This window comes from Nonomuraea sp. NPDC049129, assembly GCF_040648495.1.
In the GTDB taxonomy this organism is placed as follows: Bacteria; Actinomycetota; Actinomycetes; order Streptosporangiales; family Streptosporangiaceae; genus Nonomuraea.
The window spans coordinates 15,523-35,347 of the sequence record NZ_JBEZDU010000018.1 but is presented as its reverse complement, the minus strand read 5'-3'; the positions used below and the strand labels follow the sequence as shown (position 1 = coordinate 35,347).

The window sequence follows — 19,825 nt, the reverse complement described above, 5'->3', positions numbered from 1 at the left end:
GGCGCGGTCAGAAACCGAAGCGGAACATCCGGTAGAAGTCTCTGGACGCGGGGATCATGTTCATGAGGCGGTACGTGACGCGGTAAACGCGCACGGGAATCTTCGCGTACAGCGAGGCGAAGGGGACGTCCTCGAGATACCTGAATCGCGGATTCCACCGCTCGATCTCCCGGCGGTCCCGAATCGCCGACGAGTAGGACGGATATCCCTTGCGGGCCAGCCTCTTCGACATCCGCTGTGTCAGGCGAACGACCCATGGGGCGAATCCATCGAACAGTAATTCTCCGCTGCCGAAACGGTCGGTTAATTGTTGGAGCAGCCGCTTGTTCTCGTTTTCGGTGAGATACATCAGCAGCCCTTCGGCGATGACCAGCACCGGATACTCCGTGGGAATCTCGTCCAGCCACCTCGTTTCGGTGACCGAGGAGCCGATGGTGCGGTACCCGTCCAGCTCCGGATAGAGCTTGCGGCGCAGGTCGATGACATCGGGAAGGTCGACGTCGAACCAGCGGACACCGACCGGCAGGTCGAGCCGGAACGCCCGGCTGTCCAGCCCGCAGCCCAGGTGCAGCACGACGGCGTCCGGATGCCGGCGGAGGAAATCGGCGGTCCAATCGTCGAGTTGCCTGGCGCGCAATGCCAGCATGAACCGGTTGCCCGCCCCGCCGCGTAGCATCAATTTGCCGAAGTCGTAGTCGATACGATCCACGACCCCGGCCGCGACGTGATCCCGGAGAATCGAATCCTTCGAACGACTTTCCCAGGCCCGGAGATACAGGGTGGCGAGCATCGTCCGCTCCACGCCGGTGAAGTCTACCTTCTCTCTCATCGCCCTCTCCTTTTTGTCGCGCGGTAGTCCTCCCACCGCCGCATGAATTCGTCGTGGACCTCGGTGGCGGAGAACTCGCAGAAGTCGCGGAGCTCTTCGAGATGGTCCCGTTGCTCCGGGCGGCCCTCCCCGATCACCGACAGCCCGAACTCGGCCGCCTCCGCACCGGCCCGCATGCGATCCAGCTGGACCTGCAGCACGCGGGTGAAACCGCCGGGTGTGAGCCGGTAACGGTGCTCGCGGGTCGAGGAGGGCAGCCGCTCCACCAGGCCGCCTTCCTGCATGGGCCGGATGACGGTGCTGATCGACGGCTTGCTCACCCCGAGCGCGGCCGCCAGTTCGGTCAGCGACTGCTGCGGCGGATCACAGATCATCAGCCAGCCGTAGATCCGTCCCATCGTGCGGGGACCGCCCACCATCTCGAAGAACAGCCCGAGCCGGTCAACGAACTCGGCCTCGTCCGGGGAGATCTCGGTCACCGCATCTACCGCCTATATAGCATCGATCGTTAAGAAGAATCTTAACGAACTATACGCGCTTGGCGCCGGAGGGGACAGGCACGCGGCCTACAAGCTCCCGAGTTCTTTCAGTGCCTGCTCAGTTCCCGAGCCCGGCTCGGCGGCGTACAGGTCCAGCCCGCAGCACGACGGTTCGTCGGGCAGCGTGATGAGCTCGCGGTGCAGGGTCAGTTCGCCCACGACCGGGTGGTGCAGCACGTACGTCCGGGACCGCAGGCGCGCGACGGGATGCTCGGCCCATATCCGCGCGAAGTCCGCGCTCAGTTCCCGCATGTCGCCGATGTGCGCCGCGAGTCCGGCGTCCCCGCGATGGCGCCCGAGCAGAACGCGTAGATGCCCCACGTGCTCGCGCGCCGCCCGCTCCCAACCGGTGCGGTGCAGCAGACGCGCGGAGGGCTCGGTGAACAGCAGGTGCGAGAGCGTGCGGCGGTTCTCGGCCAACGCGGGGAAGTCCCCGAACACCACCACGGCGAGTTGGTTCCAGCCGACGATCTGGGTGTGCCGGCCGATCACCAGCGCCGGCGTCGTCACGAACGACGCCAACAGGTGACGAAAGCCAAGAGGCACCTCCGACGGGTCTCCGGCACCCGCGCACGGCTGGGGACGCCGTGCTACCCGGTGCAGGTACGTCAGTTCGTCGGTGTCCAGGCGCAGCGCCGCGCCGACGGCGCCCAAGATCTCGTCCGAGACGCTGTCGCCTTTGCCCTGTTCCAGACGCGTGTAGTGGGCGATGCTCACGCCCGCCAGCCGGGCCAGCTCCTCACGCCTCAGGCCCGCGACCCGGCGCGCTCGGCCGTAGTCGCGCAGCCCGACGTCCTCCGGGCGCAGGCGGGCACGGCGCGACTTGAGGAACTCGCTCAGCTCGATCCGGTCGTCCACGCGACAACCCTACGTCTGGGCGTGCGGCGGGTGATCACGCCGTGAGTACGCAGGACACGGGCCTGGCCGGACGATCGCGGCGGCTCCACGCTGTCAGGCGAGCCACCCACGAGCTCCTGTCCCGGCATCCACCCGAATGAATGGAGACAAGTCATGTCCAAAACGCTCGGACTCATCGGCAGCGGAATGATCGGTTCTTCCGTTGCCCGCCTGGCCATCGCGGCCGGCCTCGAGGTTGTCCTCAGCAATTCGCGAGAGCCCGAGACCCTCGCCGATCTCGTCGCCGAGCTGGGCGGGGGTGCACGTGCGGCCACACCGGCAGAAGCGGCACGCGCCGCGGACCTGGTGGTGGCGGCCATCCCGCTGAACGCCTACGAGCGGCTCCCCGCCGAAGCGCTGGCCGGCAAGACGGTGCTGGACACGGCGAACTACTACCCCGAGCGGGACGGCCACCTGGCCGAGCTGGACGCGGGTGAACTGACCTCAAGCGCGCTGATCCAGCGCCACCTCGCGGACTCCCAGGTGGTCAAGGTGTTCAACACCATCACCCCGCACCAGTTGTTCTCCCTCGCCCGGCCGACGGGAGCGCCGGACCGCAGCGCCCTGCCCATCGCCGGCGACGACGCGGCGGCCAAGGCAGAGACCATCCGGCTGCTGGACGTCCTCGGCTATGACGGGGTGGACATCGGCCCGCTTGCCGACAGCTGGCGCAGCGAACCGAACACGCCGGTATATATCCACCCCTATCTCGGCGAGACGCCCGCCATGAACGTTGAGGCCTTCCTCCGCTGGACCGTCCAGACACCCGGCGTCGCCGTTCCCGCAGCGCAGGTCGGCAAGCTCGTCGAGATCGCGATTCGCCAACCGGCCGGGGCGGCCAGGCTCCCGAGCGACGACTGAGTCAGCCGTCCTTCCGGCTGGTCACGTGGAGACCCGGCGAGCCGCGATCACCAGCAGGACGATCGCGCCGACCGTCGAGATGGCGTTGCTGGTCAGGTCGACCGCCTGGCTCACGGGCTCGGTCGTGACCGGCTCCCATGGGAACGAGTGCCACGCGTACGTGAGCATGGCCCCCGCCGCGAGCGCCAGCCGGTGCACGTCCGACCAGCCGGAGCGATGCGACCAGCGGGCCACCAGCGCGCCGACCGTGGCGAACACCGCCCAGGGGCTGGGCGCCTTCCCCTCGGCCATGGGGACGCTGGGACGCGGGCGCAGGCCGAGCACGACGAGCGCGGCGACCACCACGGCCGCCCTGACGTATTGGAGCGGGCCGGCGAGCAGGCCTTTGTTGGCGGCAGTGGCGGCGGTCACGCAGGCCGGGGCGACGGCGCGGTATCGCAGCGAGAGCGCGAACGCGATCACGGGGCAGGCGCCACCTCATGGAGGCTCATATACGTGAGGTACTCCCGGAGATTGCCGGTCTAGTCGATGTCCTGGGCGATGAACTCGGCGTAACCGTCCGCGTCCCAATTGAAATCGGACTTGGGGTTGTGGTCATGGATCTCCATCTCAAACAGCCAGCCCTCGCCGTAGGGGTCCCTGATGAGTAGCTCAGGAGTGTTGGCGAGCTCGGTGTTGACGGCGACGACTTTCGCCTCGACTGGTGCGCAGAAATCGCTCCAGTCCTCGTCAGGAGCAGCATCCCCGTCCTCCCACTCCTCGTCAGAATCAGCATTCCCCTCCTGACTCCAGCTGACCCGACCGAAGTAGTCACCCAGCTCGACGTAGCTACCTACCTCAGGCAACCGCACCTGCAGCCCTCTGTCGGGGATCTGACCTATGAAGAAGGTGGTGAAGCCGACCCTCACCCGGTCGCCAGGCGTGTCCAGCTTCCTGTTGCGCTTGAACCACTCCCCGTTGCCCCACATGTGCAGCTCACCGGCGTACAGGCGATCCTGGGGGTACTCGCTCACTTCTTCCTCCCGCAGAAAGGCAAACCGAACTCTTCTGATCTTCGCCCGGCGGCGGCTGTAGTGTCGAGGGGCCGCACCCGGGCCCAGACCACCGCCGTGGCGTGGGCGTCCAGGAGGCCGCGCGCCCCAGGTGGTCAGCACCGCGCGACGTTCGCGGAGCTTGATCTGTTCGGCGACCAGGAGGGCGATGTGGTTGCAGGCCACGCACCGCGGCCTCTGCCCGCGTACGGCGAGGCCCTGCTGACACTGGGCACCGCAGTCGGCGCACACTCGCTGCGTGGCGGTCGGCCGCCGCGAGCAGGTCCGCATCGTGGACGAACTCAGGGCGAGCCGGCCGTCCACCAGCGGCCGGGTGTCGGTACCGGTCGCCGCGAGCAACCGTGCCGCTGGGCCGGAGACCTATGGGTGTGCGTGACCAGCCTGGGTGAGGGCGGCTTGTTGAGGCCTTCGAGGAGGCTGAGTGCAGGAATTGGCGGTAGCGACCTGTGACTTCTTGGTCCTGTTAGTGGTCTGTGATGGCCCGGGATTCCTGTAGCTACGGCCGGCCGCCACTCGGTTGATCAGTGGGTACGGCGGAGAGGCGCCAGGGCCTCGGTGACCTTGGCGATGGCCTCGGCACCGGGTTTGACGTAGCGCATGGCGGTGCGGGGGTTTTTGTGCCGGGTCTTGCCCATGATGAGCTGCAGCGGGATCTCGGCGTCGCCGAGGTGGGTGGCCGCCGAATGGCGCAGCTGGTGCAGGTCGAGCCCGGCGTGCTTCTCCAGCAGGACGCGGGCGCGGTCATAGCCGAGCCGGGCACGGCCGGTGTGCGGGCAGATATCGGCGGCCGCCGGGCGACGGGCCGGGACGGGGCGCCGTTCGGATAGGAACAGCGGGCCGCGGGTGCGTGCGCTGCTGTCGGGGAGCCGCAGCAGGCGGGGCAGCAGGTGGGCGGTGCCGCTTTCCCAGTACACCCATTCGACGGCGCCGCCCTTGGACCGGACGGGGGCGCGCCGGTGCTCGAGGTCGAGGTCCTCGACGTTGAGCGCGAGGATCTCGGCAGCTCTGGCCGCCGTTTCATAGAGCATCCGCCACAGCGCCCGCTCGCGCAGGGGGATGTCGCGGCGCGACAGCAGCCGGTGGATGGTGGTCTTGGCGATGGCGCGGGTTTCGTCGGCGGTTTCCTTGCGGCGTTCGGCGTCGGCCGGGATCGACGGGGCGGTCCAGTGCTTTTTGGTCTGGCACCAGGTCAGCCAGGAGGTGACGGCGGCGCGGTTGCGGTTCCAGGTCGCCGGCGCGCTCGCTCCCCACAGCTCGGCGAGCGCCTGGCCGATCTCGGAGTCGGTCACCTCTGCCAGCGGGCGGTCCCGGTTGAGCAGGGCGATGACGCGGTCGATGGCCGAGGCGTAGGCGCGGTGGGTGTTGGGGTTGGCCGTGCGCGGGGTGGCGAGGAAGGCGTCGGCGGCCGCGGCGAGGGTGACGTGCTCGCCGCGCAGGGCGGTGACCTTCGGCGCGCTACTCATGCCGGCCGCCCGGCGGCGCTTGTCGCACTGGCCCGGATGATGTACCGGATAACGTGCCGCGCTTGCGCATGCCCGGCAGGACGGCGCGGATGACGTCGGAGAGCCCGAAGACGTTGATCTCGAAGATCCGGCGGATCTCCTCGTCGGTGCTCTCCTCCACGGCCGCGAAGTAGCCGATACCGGCGTTGTTGACCAGCACGTCGATGCCGCCGAACCGGTCCTCGGCCGCGGCGACCGCGGCCCGCACCTGCGCGGGGTCGGTGACATCCAGCGGCAGGCCCAGGGCCCGGTCGCCGCCGCGTTCGATGATGTCGCGGATCTGTTCGGGGCGGCGGGCGGTGACGACGGCCTGATCGCCGTGGTCGAGGACGGCGAGCGCCAGGGCGCGGCCGAACCCGGTCGAGCAGCCGGTGATGAGCCAGGTCTTCACGTGTGATCTCCCGAATGTTGAGGAAGGTTCCCCCTCTTTGCGCGGACGCCACGCCCGCGACGGGGGTGCGTGCCCTGGGCCTGGCGCGGCCGGGGCAGGCGGGTCCGGCCGGTGTTCCGGGCGGGCCCGATGTCCAGTACACGACCCGGTCGCGGGGTGGTGGGGCGCGATGAGTGTCCCTGTTGTTCCTGGTCAGCGGATACATAGGACGCAGCGTCCTACGTTGCGGGCGGGTCAGGCCTCTCGGGCGGGGGCAGCATGGAGATATGGCCAGAAATGTGGAGTTGAGTGAGTTTCTGCGCCGGTGCCGTGCCCGGGTGAGTCCGGAATCGGTCGGACTGCCTGAGCGCGGCGCCTACCGGCGGGTGCCCGGCCTGCGCCGGGAGGAGGTTGCCCAGTTGGCCGGGGTGAGCACCGACTACTACACGCGGCTGGAGCAGGGCCGTCCGATCAGCCCGTCGCCGGGCGTGCTGGAGGCGATCGCCGCGGCGCTGCGCCTGGACGAGGCTGAGCGCGCTCACCTGTCGGACCTGATGCGGGCGCACACGGGCGGGGGGAAACCGTCCGGCGTGCCGATGGTGCAGCGGGTCCGGCCGGGGCTGCACCGGTTCCTGGAGTCGTTCACCGACCAGGCCGGGTTCATCCTGGGCCGGCGTGGGGACATCCTGGCCAGCAACCACCTGTGCCGGGCCCTGCTGGCCGACTTCGACGCCATGCCGTATCGGGAGCGCAACCTCACCCGCTGGATCATCCTGGACCCGGCCGCCCGCGACCTTTACCTGGACTGGGAGCGGATCGCCGCGGAGATGACGGCGATCCTGCGACTGGACGCCGGACGCCACCCCGACGACACCCGCACCGCGGAGCTGGTCGGGGAGCTGGCGATGAAGAGCGAGCACTTCCGCCGCTGGTGGGCCGACCACAAGGTGCTCACCCGCACCTTCGGCCGCAAGCGGTTCCGGCACCCGATCGTCGGGCCGCTCACCATCGACTACCAGGCCCTCGCCATACCAGGCGAGGAAGACCAGACCCTCTTCCTGTACCTGCCCGCAGACGACCAGGCCGACCAGGACGCCTGGCGGCTGCTGGCCAGCTGGGCCGCCGACCCTGCCACCGGCAGGCAGAAGGCGTCAGGCTCGGCGGCCCGGTCCGCCACCGACACCGCAGACGCCGCCACGGACACCGCACACACCGATAGGAGCACCTCATGAGCACCACCCACCACACCTCCGAACGTCCGCTGGCGCTGGTCACCGGCGCGTCGGGCGGGATCGGCTACCAGCTGGCCCTGCTGTTCGCCCGTGACGGCTACGACCTGGTGGCCACCGGCCGCAGCGACAAGATCCACCGCATCGCCGCCGACTTCGAACGGCATGGCGCCCGCGTCTTTCCCGTCCAAGCCGATCTGGCCGATCGCGAGGGCGTGCGCGCGGTCTGGCAGGCGGTGCAGGACACCGGACGGCCGTTGCGGGCGGCGGTCCTGAACGCCGGACGCAGCATCGGCGGCGCGTTCCTCGACACCGACCTGGACGACGAGCTCGACCTCATCGCCCTGAACACCACCTCGGTGGTGTCGCTGGCCAAGCCCGTGGTGCGGCACATGGCCGAGCACGGCAGAGGCCGGATCCTCATCACCTCCTCCATCTCGGCGCTCACCCCGACCCCGTACGAGACCGTGTACGGGCCGACCCGGGCCTTCACCTACTCCTTCGCCGAGTCGCTGCGCCAGGAGCTCAAGGAGCGCGCCCCCGGCGTCACCGTGACCGCGCTGCTGCCCGGCGCGACCGACAGCGACTTCCACGCCAACGCCGGGATGAGCAACACCGCTTTGGGCCCCGGCGCCAAGAAGAACAGCCGCGTCGAGGTCGCCGCACAGGGCTTCCGCGCGCTCATGGCGGGCAAGCATCATGTCGTCGGCGGGGACCTGGCCACCAAGCTCACCGCTCTGGTCAACCGGATTCTGCCCGAACCGCTCAAGGCCGCCCGCCAGGCCCGCATCACCCGCCCGCGTGACACCGGCCGCCCCGCGGCGCCGCGCCGGGAGCCCGCCGCGCCCGGCCGCTGACCGGCCCGCACGCGACCTCGCATGTCAGGAAAGGATCACCGCGCCATGCACCAGCGCTTCGACGCGGCCGAAGAGAGTGTCCACGTCAGGCATGGCAAAGCGTGGGTCGACCAGGACGGCAACGTGCGCCTGGGCTACACCCTCGCCGTGCCGGTCGACCGCGAACCCGACAAGACGGTGCTGCTGGTGCACGGCGCCCCGCAGACCCGCTACGCCTGGCGCAAGGTCATCGGCCCGCTGGCCGAGGCCGGCTACCGGGTGATCGCTCCCGACTACCGCGGGGCGGGCGCCTCCACCAAGCCGCGCGACGGCTACGACAAATGGACCATGGCCGGCGACCTGCACAGCCTGGTCCACGACGTCCTGGCGGTGACGGGGCCGGTGTCGCTGGTTGGCCACGACCTGGGGTCGATGCTCGCGCTCAGCTACGCGCTGCGCTACCGGTCCGACGTGGTCAGCGCGACGTTCATGGAGGCTCCGCTGCCCGGCACCGACTACTACGAGCAGCGCAAGGTCGCCAAGAGCGCCTGGCATTTCGACTTCCCCGCCAACCCCGACATCGCCGTCTACCTCACCCATGGGCGTGAACGCTGGTACATCAACCGGTTCTTCGACGACCTGGCCTACCAGCCCGACGCCATCGGCAACGACGATCTGGACCTCTACGCCCGCGCGTTCGAAGCGCCGGGCGCGATGCGCGCCCTGTGCGAGATCTACCGCGAACTCGACCATGACGCCGACTTCAACCGCGCCGACCTTTCCCGCCACGGCAAGCTCGCCATCCCGGTTCTGGCCTCCGGCGGCGGCACGCAGATCCTGTCCAAGGAATACGAGCCGATGTGCCGCCAGATCGCCGAGAACGTCACCAGCCGCCTCGTCCCCGATTGTGGGCACTGGGTCGCCGAGGAGAACCCCGGCTACTTCACCACCATGTTCCTGGAGTTCGACGAGGGCGCCCGCACCCACTGACCGGAACTTAGGCAGAAAACGAGGGGGAGCCCCACCATGCCCAACAGCCGCACCGACCACCTGCAGGACCGCGTAAGCGTCATCACCGGCGCCTCCTCCGGCATCGGCGCAGCCAGCGCCCGCGCCCTGGCCGCCTGCGGCGCCCGCGTCGTCCTGGCCGCCCGCAACGCCGACAAACTCAACGACCTCGTCACCAGCATCCGGGACGCCGGCGGCACCGCCACCGCCCGCGTCACCGACGTCACCCGGCCCGACGACGTCGAGGGCCTGGTGGAGTTCGCCGCCCAGGAATTCGGCCCCGTCGATCACCTGGTCAACAACGCCGGCCTGATGCTCTTCTCGAAGTGGAGCGACCGCGCCGTCGACGACTGGGACAAGATGATCGACACCAACATCCGCGGCTACCTCTACGCCATCAACGCCATCCTGCCCGGCATGATCGCCCGCCGGTCCGGACACATCCTGAACATGAGCTCCGTCGCCGGCATCCGCGTCGGCCAGGCCAGCGGCGTCTACAGCGCCACCAAGTTCTTCATCCGCGCCATCACCGACAGCCTGCGCCAGGAAGTCGGTACCAGCCACGGTATCCAGATCTCCACCATCAGCCCCGGCGTCATCGACACCGGCTGGGCCGACAAAGTCACCAACGACGAAGGCAAACAGATCGCCCAACACCTCAACCAGGGCGCCATCAGCCCCGAACGCATCGCCGACGCCGTCGTCTACGCCCTCAACCAGCCCGCGGACGTCACGGTCAACGACATCGTCATCCACCCCACCCACCAGCAGTGGTGACCACCCTGCAGAACTACCAGCGCTTTTGCTGCTGACCAGCGCCAGGAGGCGTGCTCAGCCGGCGTTCGCGGACAGTTCGTGAAAGGGACGCAACGCATCGCTGATGTCGGCGCGGGTGAAGGCGTAGCGGCCCAGGAAGTTGATGTGCTCGTAGGCGATGGGCGCACCTCCACCAGCGACACCAGCCGCTCCTCGGTGGCCTCCGGGACACCCATCAGCACCTCCATCGCCGAGGCCATCGTGCGCGCCGCCTTGCGCAGCTTCGGGAAGGTCCGCAGCTGCTCGGCCTTACCCGCCCGCTCCGCGCGAGCCAGCAGATTGGAAGAGATCAGCAGATCGAGCACGTCCAGCGCGTCATCGACCGAGGAGGTCTCCAAGTGCCGCACCGTGGCCAGCAGTGTCGCCCCCTGCCGGTGCTCGGCCAGGTCTCGAAGGGTGGGGGCCTTGGCCGCCAGGCCGTACCGGGCCAGCGCTCCGAGCCTGACCTCCGGCACCGGATCAGTTGCCACCACCCTGGGCCGAGCCGGGCGATCTCGCTCACCCGGCGCAGTTCCTCGGCCATCACCCGGCCCGAGGCCCTCCTCGGCGGCGTACGCAGCCGCTCCAGCTCTGAACGACGCTTGCCGTCCGGCACCGCCAGCAGCCCCACCAACGCGGCACGCATTTCCTGCGATAACCGGCCCGACAACAGCGCGTGCAGCCGCTCGTTCTCCGCCCGCCGAACCTCACCGACCAGCCGCACCAGGACCGTGATGCCCGGCAGCAGTATCCGCTCCTTGAGCAGGTGCACCCGCGCCCGGTCGAACAACGCCCGTGGTCCCTCCACCGACGCCCACACCCGCGCCGCCACGTACTGGCGCACCTCCTGCTCGCACGCACCGAAGTCGCGGTAGCCGAGCAGTTCGCGGATCTGCCACGCGTGCTCGTAGGCGGTCTTGGGCCGCTGCCCGTAGTCGGCGAAGCAGGCCGGATCCAGATCCAGCTGCTCGGCTACGAAGGCGACCGCCCCGGACGGGACCGCGAGCGGGTCCTCGGTCAGGAAGACCCCGAGCATCCGCACGGTTGCCCACTGCACGGCGAACCCCAGCCGGGTGGCCGGGCGGCGTTTGTCAGCCAGCGCGTCCAGCGCCGCCCGGTCCAGTCGGAAGAACTGCTCCAGCTCGGACGCCGACGGTTCCTCGGGGAAGCGGCCGTAGCGGGCTACCTGCTCATCGGAGAGAAATTCGAATGGCATGAGCCAGGACCGTAGGACCATTCATCAGGGCAAACAGTCCTCGTCATCGAACCGAAACGAAGATCAAGTTCCTAGCGCCAATTCCTGCACTCAGCCTCCTCGAAAGCCTTGACGGTAGTGGGCGGCTTCGAGTTCGGCGGGTGGATGTCGTCGCAGGACTGGCCCGGTTGGGGCCTGGAGCAGTTGGACAAGAGGCGCTAGACGGTCGGCCGGATGTTCTGGTTGAGGTGGAAGACGTTGGCCGGGTCGTAGCTGTTCTTCAGCGCGGTCAGCCGGGCCAGCTTGGCCGGGGGGAAGGCGCGGTTGACGCTTTCGCCGTTGAGGGTGTTGACGTAGGCGCCGCCGGCGTACGGGTCGAGGGTGGCGGCGTACGCGCGGATCGTGGCGATCCGTTCGGCGTCGTCGACGGGATCCTCCCAGCGGGTGGCGGTGACGAACTCGAACTGGGTGTCGCGGTGGCTGAAGGCGGCGTCGTCGTCCGCGACCTCGGCGATCGCGCCGCCGTACGCCTGCAGGCTGGCGCCGATGCCGGGGTTGCGGAGCAGGGCGCGGATCGCCTCGTCGGGCAGAGACTTGAAGTAGTGGCCTTTCCAGTAGCGGCGGAACCGATGTCCTTGCACGCTGTCTTCGCGGCTCTGCAGGGTCAGGTAGGACAGCTCCTCGACGCTCTCGGCAACTATCGTGCCGAGCTCGCGGAAGGCCGCGATCAGCTCGGCACCCTCGTCCGGGTCGCCGACCCAGACGAAGCCGATGGTCAGTTCCTGGCCGCTGATACTCGCGGTGAAGGTGGCCTGGCGGGGTGCGGTAGCGTTCAGGTCGCGCCAACCTCGCAGTACGGCGAAGGCCTCTTCCCAGGCGTAGGTGAACTCGGCGACGAGGGTGCGGGTGCCGACCTGGTGCAAGCGGAACTCGAACGAGGTGACGATGCCGAAGTTGCCGCCGCCACCGCGCAGTCCCCAGAACAGCTCGGGGTTCTCGGTCGCGCTCGCTGTCACGATGTCGCCGGTGGCGGTCACGACTTCGTACGAGGCCACGTTGTCGCAGGCGAGCCCGAACTGCCGGGCGAGCCAGCCCATCCCGCCGCCGAGGGTGAGGCCGCCGACGCCGGTGTGCGACACATTGCCGGCCGTGGTAGCCAGGCCGTACTCCTGCGCGGCGCGATCCAGTTCGCCGAGCAGGGCGCCGCCCTGGATCCAGGCGAGCCGCCGCTCGGGGTCGACGCGGACCTTGTTCATCGGCGTCAGGTCGATCATCATCCCGCCCTCGGGTACAGCGAGTCCGGCGATGTTGTGGCCGCCGCAGCGGACCCCGATCTCCAGGTCCCCGGCCTGGGCGAAGCGGACCGCCGCAGCGACGTCCGCGGTGGCGTGACAGCGGGCGATCACGGCCGGGCGCCGGTCGATCATCGCGTTCCAGACCGTTCGCGCCTCGTCGTACCCGGCCTCTCCCGGGTGCAGCAGTTCAAGGGTGAGAGCGGTGGTGGTCATCGTCGTACTCCTGTCGCAAGTGGTGGTGCTCACCACCCTGACAGCGAAGCGGTACTTCGATAAGGTCCAGTTCTGTGAGCCGATCCAGGACCAATTTGGGCACCGGTGAGCTGCTCGTCGAGCTCCGGCGCGACTCGTCCGTGCCGCTGCACCAGCAGTTGGAAAGCGGCATCCGGGACCGGATCCGGCAGGGGCTGCTCCGGGCCGGCGCGGTGATGCCGGCGACGCGCGCCCTCGCGACGGATCTCGGGCTGTCCAGGGGAGTGGTCGTCGAGGCCTACCAGCAGTTGGTGGCCGAGGGGTATCTGGTCAGCCGGACCGGCGGTTACACGCAGGTGGCGCCGGCGGCGGCCGGGATCCAGGTGGAGCAGAAGAGCGCCGCGGCAACCGGTGAGCCGCCCCGGATCGATTTCAAGTACAGCAAGCCGGACGTCTCCCAGTTCCCTCGCGCTGCCTGGTTGCGGTCGATCCGCAAGGTGCTCAACGAGACGCCGAACAGGAGCCTGGCCTACCTGGACGGGCGCGGCACCACCGAACTCCGTGAGGCTCTGGCCGACTACCTGAACCGGGTTCGCGGTACGTCGGCGCGGCCGGAGAACATGCTGATCTGCAACGGCTTCGCCCAAGGTTCGCGGCTGCTCCTGCAGGTGCTGGCGGCTGCCGGGTATCGCCGGCTGGCGGTCGAGGATCCGTCCGACAATGAGGTTCGCGACGTCGCGACGAAGGCGGGGCTGGAGACGGTCGGCGTACCGGTGCTGGAGACCGGGTTGGAGGTGGAGGCGCTCGAGCGGTCGCGAGCCGACGTCGTCCTGGTGACCGCTGCCCACCAGTTCCCTACCGGTGCGGTGGCTTCGGCGCAGACGCGGGCCGGGTTGGTCGCGTGGGCCACGAAGCACGATGTTCTGGTCATCGAGGACGACTACGACGCGGAGTACCGGTACGACCGCGAGCCGATCGGCGCCATCCAGGGCCTGGCGCCGGAGTCCGTGGTCTACGCCGGTACGGCGAGCAAGACGCTGGCGCCAGGGCTCCGGCTCGGCTGGCTGATCCTGCCGAGCCGTCTGGTCGAGCCGATGTCGACGGCCAAGGTGGCCGACGATCGCGGCTCGCCGGTGTTCGACCAGCTGACCTTCGCGGACTTCGTAGCGCGGGGTGAGTTCGATCGGCACCTGCGCCGGATGCGGCCGCGGTACCGGCAGTTGCGGGACACGCTCGTCGGCCGGCTGGCCGAGCGGGTGCCGGACCTCGTGCCGATCGGAGTCTCCGCGGGCCTCCATGTGATGACGTGGCTGCCACCCGATCTGACCGAGGCGGCTGTGACGAATGCGGCGCTGGAACGCGGCCTCGGGGTCTACGGCCTGGCCCCCTACTGGGTGGAGAAGGCGGGACCGGAAGGTCTGGTCTTCGGGTACGGCAACCTGACCGAACCGGCCGTCGTCGAGGGCATCGACCTGCTCGCCGATGCCATCGGCTCCCTCCGCCGTCAGTAGCCGGGCGCCTTCCCCTCGGCCGTGGGGGTACTGGGGCGCGGGCGCAGGCCGACCACGACGAGCGCGGCGACCACCACGGCCGCCCCGATGTAGGACTCCGGCGATCACGGCGAGTGCGTCGGCGCTGGCGAGGTTGAGCAGCAGGATCAGCAGTTCGAAGTAGGATCTGGTCACGTTGGTCGAGTGTCCGTTCAATCGAGGAGCTCGACGTAGCCGGCGGTGCCGTTGATCCGGATACATTGGCCATCACGGATCAGCCGGGTGGCGTTCTCGACGCTGACGACGGCGGGCAGGCCGTACTCGCGGGCCACGATGGCGCCGTGGGTCATCATGCCGCCGACCTCGGATACCAGGCCGGCGATGGTCACGAAGAGCGGGGTCCAGCTCGGGTCGGTGAACGCGGTGACGAGGATGTCGCCTGCTTCGGTCTGTGCCGCTTGGAGGTTGTGGATGACGCGGGCGCGGCCTTCGACGATGCCCGAGGAGACGGGTACGCCGATCAGGGCGCCGTCGGGCAGGTCACCGGTGTCGTAGCTGCCGGTGACGACCTCGCCGGTCGAGGTGATGACGCGGGGTGGGGTCAGCCGCTGAAAGAGGGTGTCGTCGCGTCGGCGCTGGTCGATCAGAGCTTGGTCGGCTTGGTGAGTGTGGGCGGCCTGCCGGAACTCCTCGAAGCTGAGGTAGTCGGCGTCGCTAGGGTCGTGGATGACGCCCAGGCTGGCCAAACGCATGGCTTCGCGCCGCAGGGCGTGCTTGTAGACCAGGTGCCGTTGCATGAGGGCGTACTTGGGGTACTCGCGGAAGCCGATGAAGTTGCGGTAGAGGCTGATCATCTTGCGGGCCTGCTTGGCCTTGCGCCGGCCTCTTGAGTGTTCGAGTCGGCGGATGATCCGCTCGGCCGTGGTGTCGGCTTGCTGGAGTTTCTCCTGGAAGAGGCGGGAGTGTGAGGCGGGCGGGAAGTTGTTGATGTTGTTGAGGATGAGCGGGATCAGCATGGTGAGTTGTTCGGCCCAGCGGGTTTTGGTGATGTCGATTTCGCCTGGGCAGCGCATGCCGTACTTGTCGAGGTAGTCGTGGATCGCGGTGGCCGCGTCGGCACCGCCGTCGATCGCGGCGAGATCGTCGAAGAACGTTGTGTCGTTGGCGTGTTCGAAGTAGGTCAGGACGGCGGGATGCTTGCGGACGACGTCGGCGACGTCGAGCAGTTCGAGGCCCATCTGTGCGGTCACGTTGTTGGACAGCGACTGGGCCAGCACGTCTGTGGCATTCTCCTCGCCGGGCATGTTCTTCACGGTCTTGTTCAGCCAGTGCTGTGCGTACAGCATGATGAAGCCGATGCCGTAGTTGTCCAGCACGACCTGGCGGTATTCGATGTCCATGTCACGCACGATGAAGTCGAAGAGGTCGGCACCGGTCCTGCCGGCGATCGCCTTCGCGACCTTGGCGGCTTCCTTGGTGTTGGCCTCGATCACCTGGTTGACCAGGCCGGGATCGTTGCGACGGTAGACCGACACGGCCTGGAGCAGCCCGGACAAGATCTGACCGAGCGAGCCCCCGGTGATGCCGAACGACATGCCGCGAGGCAACGTCCGCACATAGTCCTTGCGGTCCAGGATGCTCGCCAGTGCCTTCTGGATCAGCAGGTCCGCAGACCCCAGACCTTTGTAGACGAAGATCTTGGCCGCGTAGGAGGAGTACAGGTCACGAGACACGTCCATGTAGATCCGGCCACCGGCTCCCACGATGGGCTGGCTGGCGAGCTTGCGAAACCCTATCTGGAACATCGAGATGCCCAAAGGCCGCATCACGTCGGTCATCTGCTGTTGGTGGCTCATCGACATGTAGACGTGGTTCTTGCCGTCCTTTTTGCTGTCGTCCGACTGCGGAATCGGGAACAGCGTCGTGATCGCACGCGACTGCAGGACGTAGACCTTTCCGCCAGCAAGACACCACTCGATGTCTTGTGGACGACCGAAGTGCGCTTCGATGACGCGGCCGGTCTGCTCCAGTCGCAGGATCTGTTGGTCGGTCAGGGTCTGGGCGTGCTGCAGCTCAGTGTCGAGCTCCACCTGGCGGGTGCCGCCCTCGGGACGAGCGTAGATCGCGACCTGCTTGGTCGAGATCTTCTTGCTGGCGATCTCACCGGACCGGACCTTGTACAGATCGGCGTCGACCAGACCCGACACGAGTGCCTCCCCCAAGCCGAAGCTGGCCTCGATCGACACCGTCGTGCGGTCGGAGTTGACCGGATCCGCGGTGAACATGATGCCCGACGCCTCGGGGAACACCATTTCCTCTACGACAACAGACAGGTACACCTTCTGGTGGTCGAACCCGTTCTGCATGCGGTAGACCACCGCACGTTCGGTGAACAACGACGCCCAGCACCGGCTGATGTGGCGCAGGACGGCGTCCGCGCCCACGACGTTCAGATAGGTTTCCTGCTGCCCGGCGAACGACGCGTAGGGCAGATCCTCGGCCGTGGCGCTGGAGCGGACCGCGTACGGCACGCACTCCCCGCGCTCGGCGAGCCGAGCCGTGACCGCCGCTTGGATGTCTTCTGGGATCGGGGCGCTGTCGATCAGAGCCCGAATGCGCGCGGCGAGAGCGTTGATCGCGGCACGATCGTCAGCCTCGAGCCGACCCAGCTGGGCCAGCGACTCGGCCAGGCCCTCGATCCGGGCGGTCGCCGCTCGGTATGCCTCGGTCGTGACGCAAAAGCCGCCTGGGACCTCGATCCCCTCGATCCTGGACAACTCGCCGAGGTTCGCGCCCTTGCCGCCCACCAGTGGCAGCGTCGTGTTGCCGATGCCGTCGAAGTCAAGGACATGGCCGCTCATCCCGCGGTGCCTTCCTGGTCGGCTGGTACGCTCGGCCGCACCTCCGCGATACCGGGCACGGCTATCAGGCTGGAATAGACCTGTGCGGACACGCGGTGGACGCGATACAACGTCGCCAGGTCGTCGGGGTCGGCGTCGAGAGCGGCCGCGATCACCTCGTACATCGCTTCCGTGCCGACGGTGAACGCGTGCACCGCGGCCGCGAACCCGCGCACATCCTGCACACCAGCCACCGGGTTGGCGCGGAAATACCCCTCGAGCATGTCCACGCCGTTGCGGAACGTCTGTGCCCCGAACTCTGACCCGTCCAGCACTGACCGTCCCAGGTAGCGACCGAGCTCGGCGCGGCGCCGATCCAGAATCGGCTCCAGCCCCTTCGCCATCCGGGCGAGGTTCTGCTCCTTGATCTGTGCCAACTCCGCGACCACTGCCTGGTCGCAGGCCCGGCGCAATCCTTCCTTTGAGCCGAAGTGATGCCTGATCAGGCCTCCGGAGACACCGGCCGCCTTCGCGATGTCGGCCACCGACGTCGCCGCGTAGCCCTTCTCGGCGAACAACCGCATCGCCGCCTCACGCATCCGCGCACGCGCCGTCAGGTCAACTGCCTCTGCCACCTGCTCACCCAACATAGGCACCTCACACCCATAACGCTATACGTTCATATAGCAGACTATATGAACGTATAGCGGTCGGGCAACGCGCCCGGATCTGCGAGAGAAACGCTGCCGCCCGGATCTCCGGTCCGATCACCAAGTTCCCGTCTGCCTGCAGGGCTTTCACGGCGGCGTCGATGTAGAGGCTGTTCCAGTAGATGATCGCGTTGAGACCCAGACCGAGCGCGCCGAGCTGGTCTCCCATGCCCTTCGCATAGCCCTGGCGGAGCTGGCCGAGGTTGCCGAAGAAGACCCGGCGGGCCAGGCCGTTACGGCCCTCGCCGATGTTGAGCTGGGCGCCCATCATCCGCCGGTAGTTCTCCAGGTGGGCGACGTGCAGCAGGTGGATCGACTTGAAGACGCGGCCGTAGTGCGCGAACGCCGCTCCCAGACCGGTGAGACGGCCATCGGCCGACAGCATCCGCAGCAGATCGTAGGCGCGCACCTGGTTCGTCACCAGTGACCCGGCCACATGCAGCATGTCGGCCCAGTGGTGCCGGATGACCCGTACGTTGATCTTGCGCAGGCCCAGATCGTTGAGGTGCAGGTAGCCGTTGTCGGCCTTGGCGACCGGCTGGCCGGCCAAGCCGACGTTGACCATGTCGAGCCGCCACATCTAGGCGTCGCCGATGTCGGCGATCCTGGGGACGAACTGGTAGCCGCAGATCGCGAACAGGCCGAACACGATGTCGCTGTAGGAGGCGGTGTCGGTGGTGACGATGTCGGGCTGCTCGATGGCGTCCAGGCGGTGCAGACTGTCCAGGATGAACAGCGAGTCCCGCATCGTCCCCGGCACCACCAAGCCGGCGGACGCCGCGGCGATGCTCTCGTGGTGGAAGTATCCCTTCTCCACCCCGAGCAGGCGGCTCAGCGTGAGCGCCTTGGCCACGGGGATGAACCCGACGTTGCAGGACCGGGCGACCAGCACGCCGGCCTGACAGATGTCCAGATCGGGGCGCCGCGCCTCCGATCCCGACAGGTGCGGCATCACCTCGAAGTACCCGGTGTGGCCATTGACCTCCAGCAGCAGCTCGGGGTAGTCGATGCGCGGCAGCATCGCCTGCACGGCGTCGTGCACCCTGGTAGCCGTCCGGCAGCGGCAACGCCGCCAGCTTCTCCAGGTTCAACCGGCCATCCCCGGCAGCACCACCTTGTTGTCGATCAGCCACACCACAGCCCGATCGAACAACTCCCGCCGCGAGACCCGGAAGTGGCGCACCCGCGATCCCAGGAACCTCAGCAACCCGGCCTGGACCTCGACGAACTCCTGGTACTCCAGCAGTTCCCGGATCTCGCCCTGATGGTCCCACTTGGTCTGGGTCCGCTCCGGATACAGCTTGATGCATGACGGGTCCGCCACACCGATCTGCTCGGCCACATAGTCCACCGCCACATGCGGAACATCCCGCGGATCAAGCAGGAACGTGCCGAGCATCCGCACGGTGCCCCGAGCCATGCTAAGCGCACCCGTGCTGACCTGGGGAAAGTTCTTAGCGTTGTTCTCTGAGGAAATAGTCCCAGCACCCCGTGTCGTGCTAGCCGACGTGCGGGGGCGGTGGCGGAAGGGTTAGGGCGGCGCGGACCGCGGCCTTCAGTCGTTCCCGGCTGTCGGCGCCGATCTCGGGCAGGCCGTCCGCGGACGGCGCGGTCAACGTCCGGCGGAACATCGCCGTCGGCATATCGACCACACACAGCGTCATCACCTCGACGCCCGCCCTGTCGGCCCGGTCCCACAGCGCCCGCGCCAGCCCGGACAGCAACATCATCAGCCGCTTGTCCAGGGCGAACATCGCCTCGGCCAGTTCCTGCGGAACCTGGGGACCGAGCAGCTGGTCACGTCGCGTCGTCATCAGCAGCCGCGCCGATATGGGCCGCCGGTCGGCGAACACCGCGGGCGCGCTCGCCGCCGCCACCACCGCCTCGACCGCCGCCTCCTGGCCGTCGCCCCGCGCCGCGTCGACGAGCTCGATCTGCAGATTCAGAAGTTCTTCCGCCGCCCTCAGCCACAGCCGCCCGAGCAGCACCGGCAGCGACCCGAACGCGTGGTAGATCGCCCCGTTCGACACCCCGGAGGCCGCCGCCAGCCCGCGCACCGTCAAGGCCTCCGGACCGCCGTCGACCACCAGTCGCTCGGCGACATCCAGCAAGTGATCCAGGTCATGAACCCGAGGGCGAGGCACGCCAACCAGAATAACAGAGCACGTGCTCTGCAACTGTGTAT

General features: G+C 68.3%; 19 protein-coding genes and 1 pseudogene. 6 read left to right on the top strand and 14 right to left on the bottom strand.

The window, feature by feature from the left end; all coding sequences use genetic code 11:
* Window positions 1-7 precede the first annotated feature (7 nt).
* The 3 genes from AB0B64_RS41330 to AB0B64_RS41320 all read right to left on the bottom strand — a co-directional run bounded on the left by AB0B64_RS41330 (window position 8) and on the right by AB0B64_RS41320 (window position 2,226).
* A complete protein-coding gene (locus AB0B64_RS41330) occupies window positions 8-790 on the bottom strand; it encodes a class I SAM-dependent methyltransferase (RefSeq protein ID WP_358184915.1) in 783 nt (260 codons plus the stop codon).
* A 35-nt stretch (window positions 791-825) separates the two neighbouring features.
* Complete coding sequence (locus AB0B64_RS41325; protein ID WP_358184912.1) at window positions 826-1,308, bottom strand: MarR family transcriptional regulator; 483 nt, start codon at window positions 1,306-1,308, stop codon at window positions 826-828.
* A gap of 87 nt (window positions 1,309-1,395) precedes the next feature.
* Window positions 1,396-2,226 (bottom strand): helix-turn-helix transcriptional regulator, encoded by an 831-nt coding sequence (locus tag AB0B64_RS41320; RefSeq protein ID WP_358184908.1) that lies wholly within the window; start codon window positions 2,224-2,226, stop codon window positions 1,396-1,398.
* 153 nt (window positions 2,227-2,379) lie between these two features.
* Between AB0B64_RS41320 and AB0B64_RS41315 the strand changes: the two genes are divergently transcribed.
* The gene (locus tag AB0B64_RS41315; protein WP_357955074.1) at window positions 2,380-3,126 is read left to right on the top strand and encodes an NAD(P)-binding domain-containing protein; all 747 of its coding nucleotides are present in this window, start codon (window positions 2,380-2,382) and stop codon (window positions 3,124-3,126) included.
* Window positions 3,127-3,147: 21 nt separating this feature from the next.
* On the opposite strand, the gene AB0B64_RS41310 is transcribed toward AB0B64_RS41315, so the two are convergent.
* The 4 genes from AB0B64_RS41310 to AB0B64_RS41295 form a co-directional block, all read right to left on the bottom strand.
* On the bottom strand, window positions 3,148-3,588 hold the full coding sequence (locus AB0B64_RS41310) for a hypothetical protein (RefSeq protein WP_358184905.1): 441 nt from the start codon (window positions 3,586-3,588) through the stop codon (window positions 3,148-3,150).
* Between the two features lie 59 nt (window positions 3,589-3,647).
* Window positions 3,648-4,139: a hypothetical protein gene (locus AB0B64_RS41305; RefSeq protein WP_357955071.1), complete on the bottom strand. Its 492-nt coding sequence runs from the start codon at window positions 4,137-4,139 to the stop codon at window positions 3,648-3,650.
* A 560-nt stretch (window positions 4,140-4,699) separates the two neighbouring features.
* Window positions 4,700-5,641, bottom strand: a complete 942-nt coding sequence (locus AB0B64_RS41300; protein WP_357955068.1) for a site-specific integrase — start codon at window positions 5,639-5,641, stop codon at window positions 4,700-4,702.
* Window positions 5,634-6,071, bottom strand: a complete 438-nt coding sequence (locus tag AB0B64_RS41295) for an SDR family NAD(P)-dependent oxidoreductase (RefSeq protein ID WP_357955065.1) — start codon at window positions 6,069-6,071, stop codon at window positions 5,634-5,636. Before AB0B64_RS41295 ends, AB0B64_RS41300 begins: the two co-directional genes overlap by 8 nt.
* 266 nt (window positions 6,072-6,337) lie before the next feature.
* On the opposite strand from AB0B64_RS41295, the gene AB0B64_RS41290 reads away from it, so the two are divergent.
* From AB0B64_RS41290 to AB0B64_RS41275, 4 genes are read left to right on the top strand one after another with little or no spacing between them, the layout of a single operon-like run.
* Complete coding sequence (locus AB0B64_RS41290) at window positions 6,338-7,282, top strand: helix-turn-helix transcriptional regulator (RefSeq protein ID WP_357955064.1); 945 nt, start codon at window positions 6,338-6,340, stop codon at window positions 7,280-7,282.
* On the top strand, window positions 7,279-8,136 hold the full coding sequence (locus tag AB0B64_RS41285; protein WP_357955062.1) for an SDR family NAD(P)-dependent oxidoreductase: 858 nt from the start codon (window positions 7,279-7,281) through the stop codon (window positions 8,134-8,136). Before AB0B64_RS41290 ends, AB0B64_RS41285 begins: the two co-directional genes overlap by 4 nt.
* Before the next feature lie 45 nt (window positions 8,137-8,181).
* Window positions 8,182-9,105, top strand: coding sequence for an alpha/beta hydrolase (locus AB0B64_RS41280; protein ID WP_358184902.1), 924 nt, complete (start codon window positions 8,182-8,184; stop codon window positions 9,103-9,105).
* Between the two features lie 36 nt (window positions 9,106-9,141).
* On the top strand, window positions 9,142-9,900 hold the full coding sequence (locus AB0B64_RS41275) for an SDR family oxidoreductase (protein WP_358184899.1): 759 nt from the start codon (window positions 9,142-9,144) through the stop codon (window positions 9,898-9,900).
* 328 nt (window positions 9,901-10,228) lie between these two features.
* Here the strand turns inward: AB0B64_RS41275 and AB0B64_RS41270 are convergent, their stop codons facing one another.
* Entirely contained in the window at window positions 10,229-11,134 is a 906-nt protein-coding gene (locus AB0B64_RS41270; protein WP_358184896.1) for a DUF4158 domain-containing protein, read from the bottom strand.
* A gap of 197 nt (window positions 11,135-11,331) precedes the next feature.
* Window positions 11,332-12,621 (bottom strand): FAD-binding oxidoreductase, encoded by a 1,290-nt coding sequence (locus AB0B64_RS41265; RefSeq protein WP_358184892.1) that lies wholly within the window; start codon window positions 12,619-12,621, stop codon window positions 11,332-11,334.
* Window positions 12,622-12,695: 74 nt separating this feature from the next.
* Here AB0B64_RS41265 and AB0B64_RS41260 point away from each other — a divergent pair, with 74 nt between their 5' ends.
* Window positions 12,696-14,111, top strand: coding sequence for a PLP-dependent aminotransferase family protein (locus AB0B64_RS41260; RefSeq protein ID WP_357955054.1), 1,416 nt, complete (start codon window positions 12,696-12,698; stop codon window positions 14,109-14,111).
* A gap of 191 nt (window positions 14,112-14,302) precedes the next feature.
* On the opposite strand, the gene rph is transcribed toward AB0B64_RS41260, so the two are convergent.
* From rph to AB0B64_RS41235, 5 genes and pseudogenes are all read right to left on the bottom strand, one after another.
* Window positions 14,303-16,951, bottom strand: a complete 2,649-nt coding sequence (rph, locus tag AB0B64_RS41255; protein WP_358184889.1) for a rifamycin-inactivating phosphotransferase — start codon at window positions 16,949-16,951, stop codon at window positions 14,303-14,305.
* The gene (locus tag AB0B64_RS41250; protein ID WP_358184886.1) at window positions 16,948-17,580 is read right to left on the bottom strand and encodes a helix-turn-helix domain-containing protein; all 633 of its coding nucleotides are present in this window, start codon (window positions 17,578-17,580) and stop codon (window positions 16,948-16,950) included. The genes rph and AB0B64_RS41250 overlap by 4 nt, the downstream gene beginning before the upstream one ends.
* Window positions 17,581-17,587: 7 nt before the next feature.
* Window positions 17,588-18,661: pseudogene (locus AB0B64_RS41245) on the bottom strand (Tn3 family transposase).
* A gap of 66 nt (window positions 18,662-18,727) precedes the next feature.
* Complete coding sequence (locus tag AB0B64_RS41240) at window positions 18,728-19,060, bottom strand: DUF4158 domain-containing protein (RefSeq protein ID WP_358184883.1); 333 nt, start codon at window positions 19,058-19,060, stop codon at window positions 18,728-18,730.
* 79 nt (window positions 19,061-19,139) lie between these two features.
* Window positions 19,140-19,751 (bottom strand): helix-turn-helix domain-containing protein, encoded by a 612-nt coding sequence (locus tag AB0B64_RS41235; protein WP_357955052.1) that lies wholly within the window; start codon window positions 19,749-19,751, stop codon window positions 19,140-19,142.
* Between the last annotated feature and the right edge of the window lie 74 nt (window positions 19,752-19,825).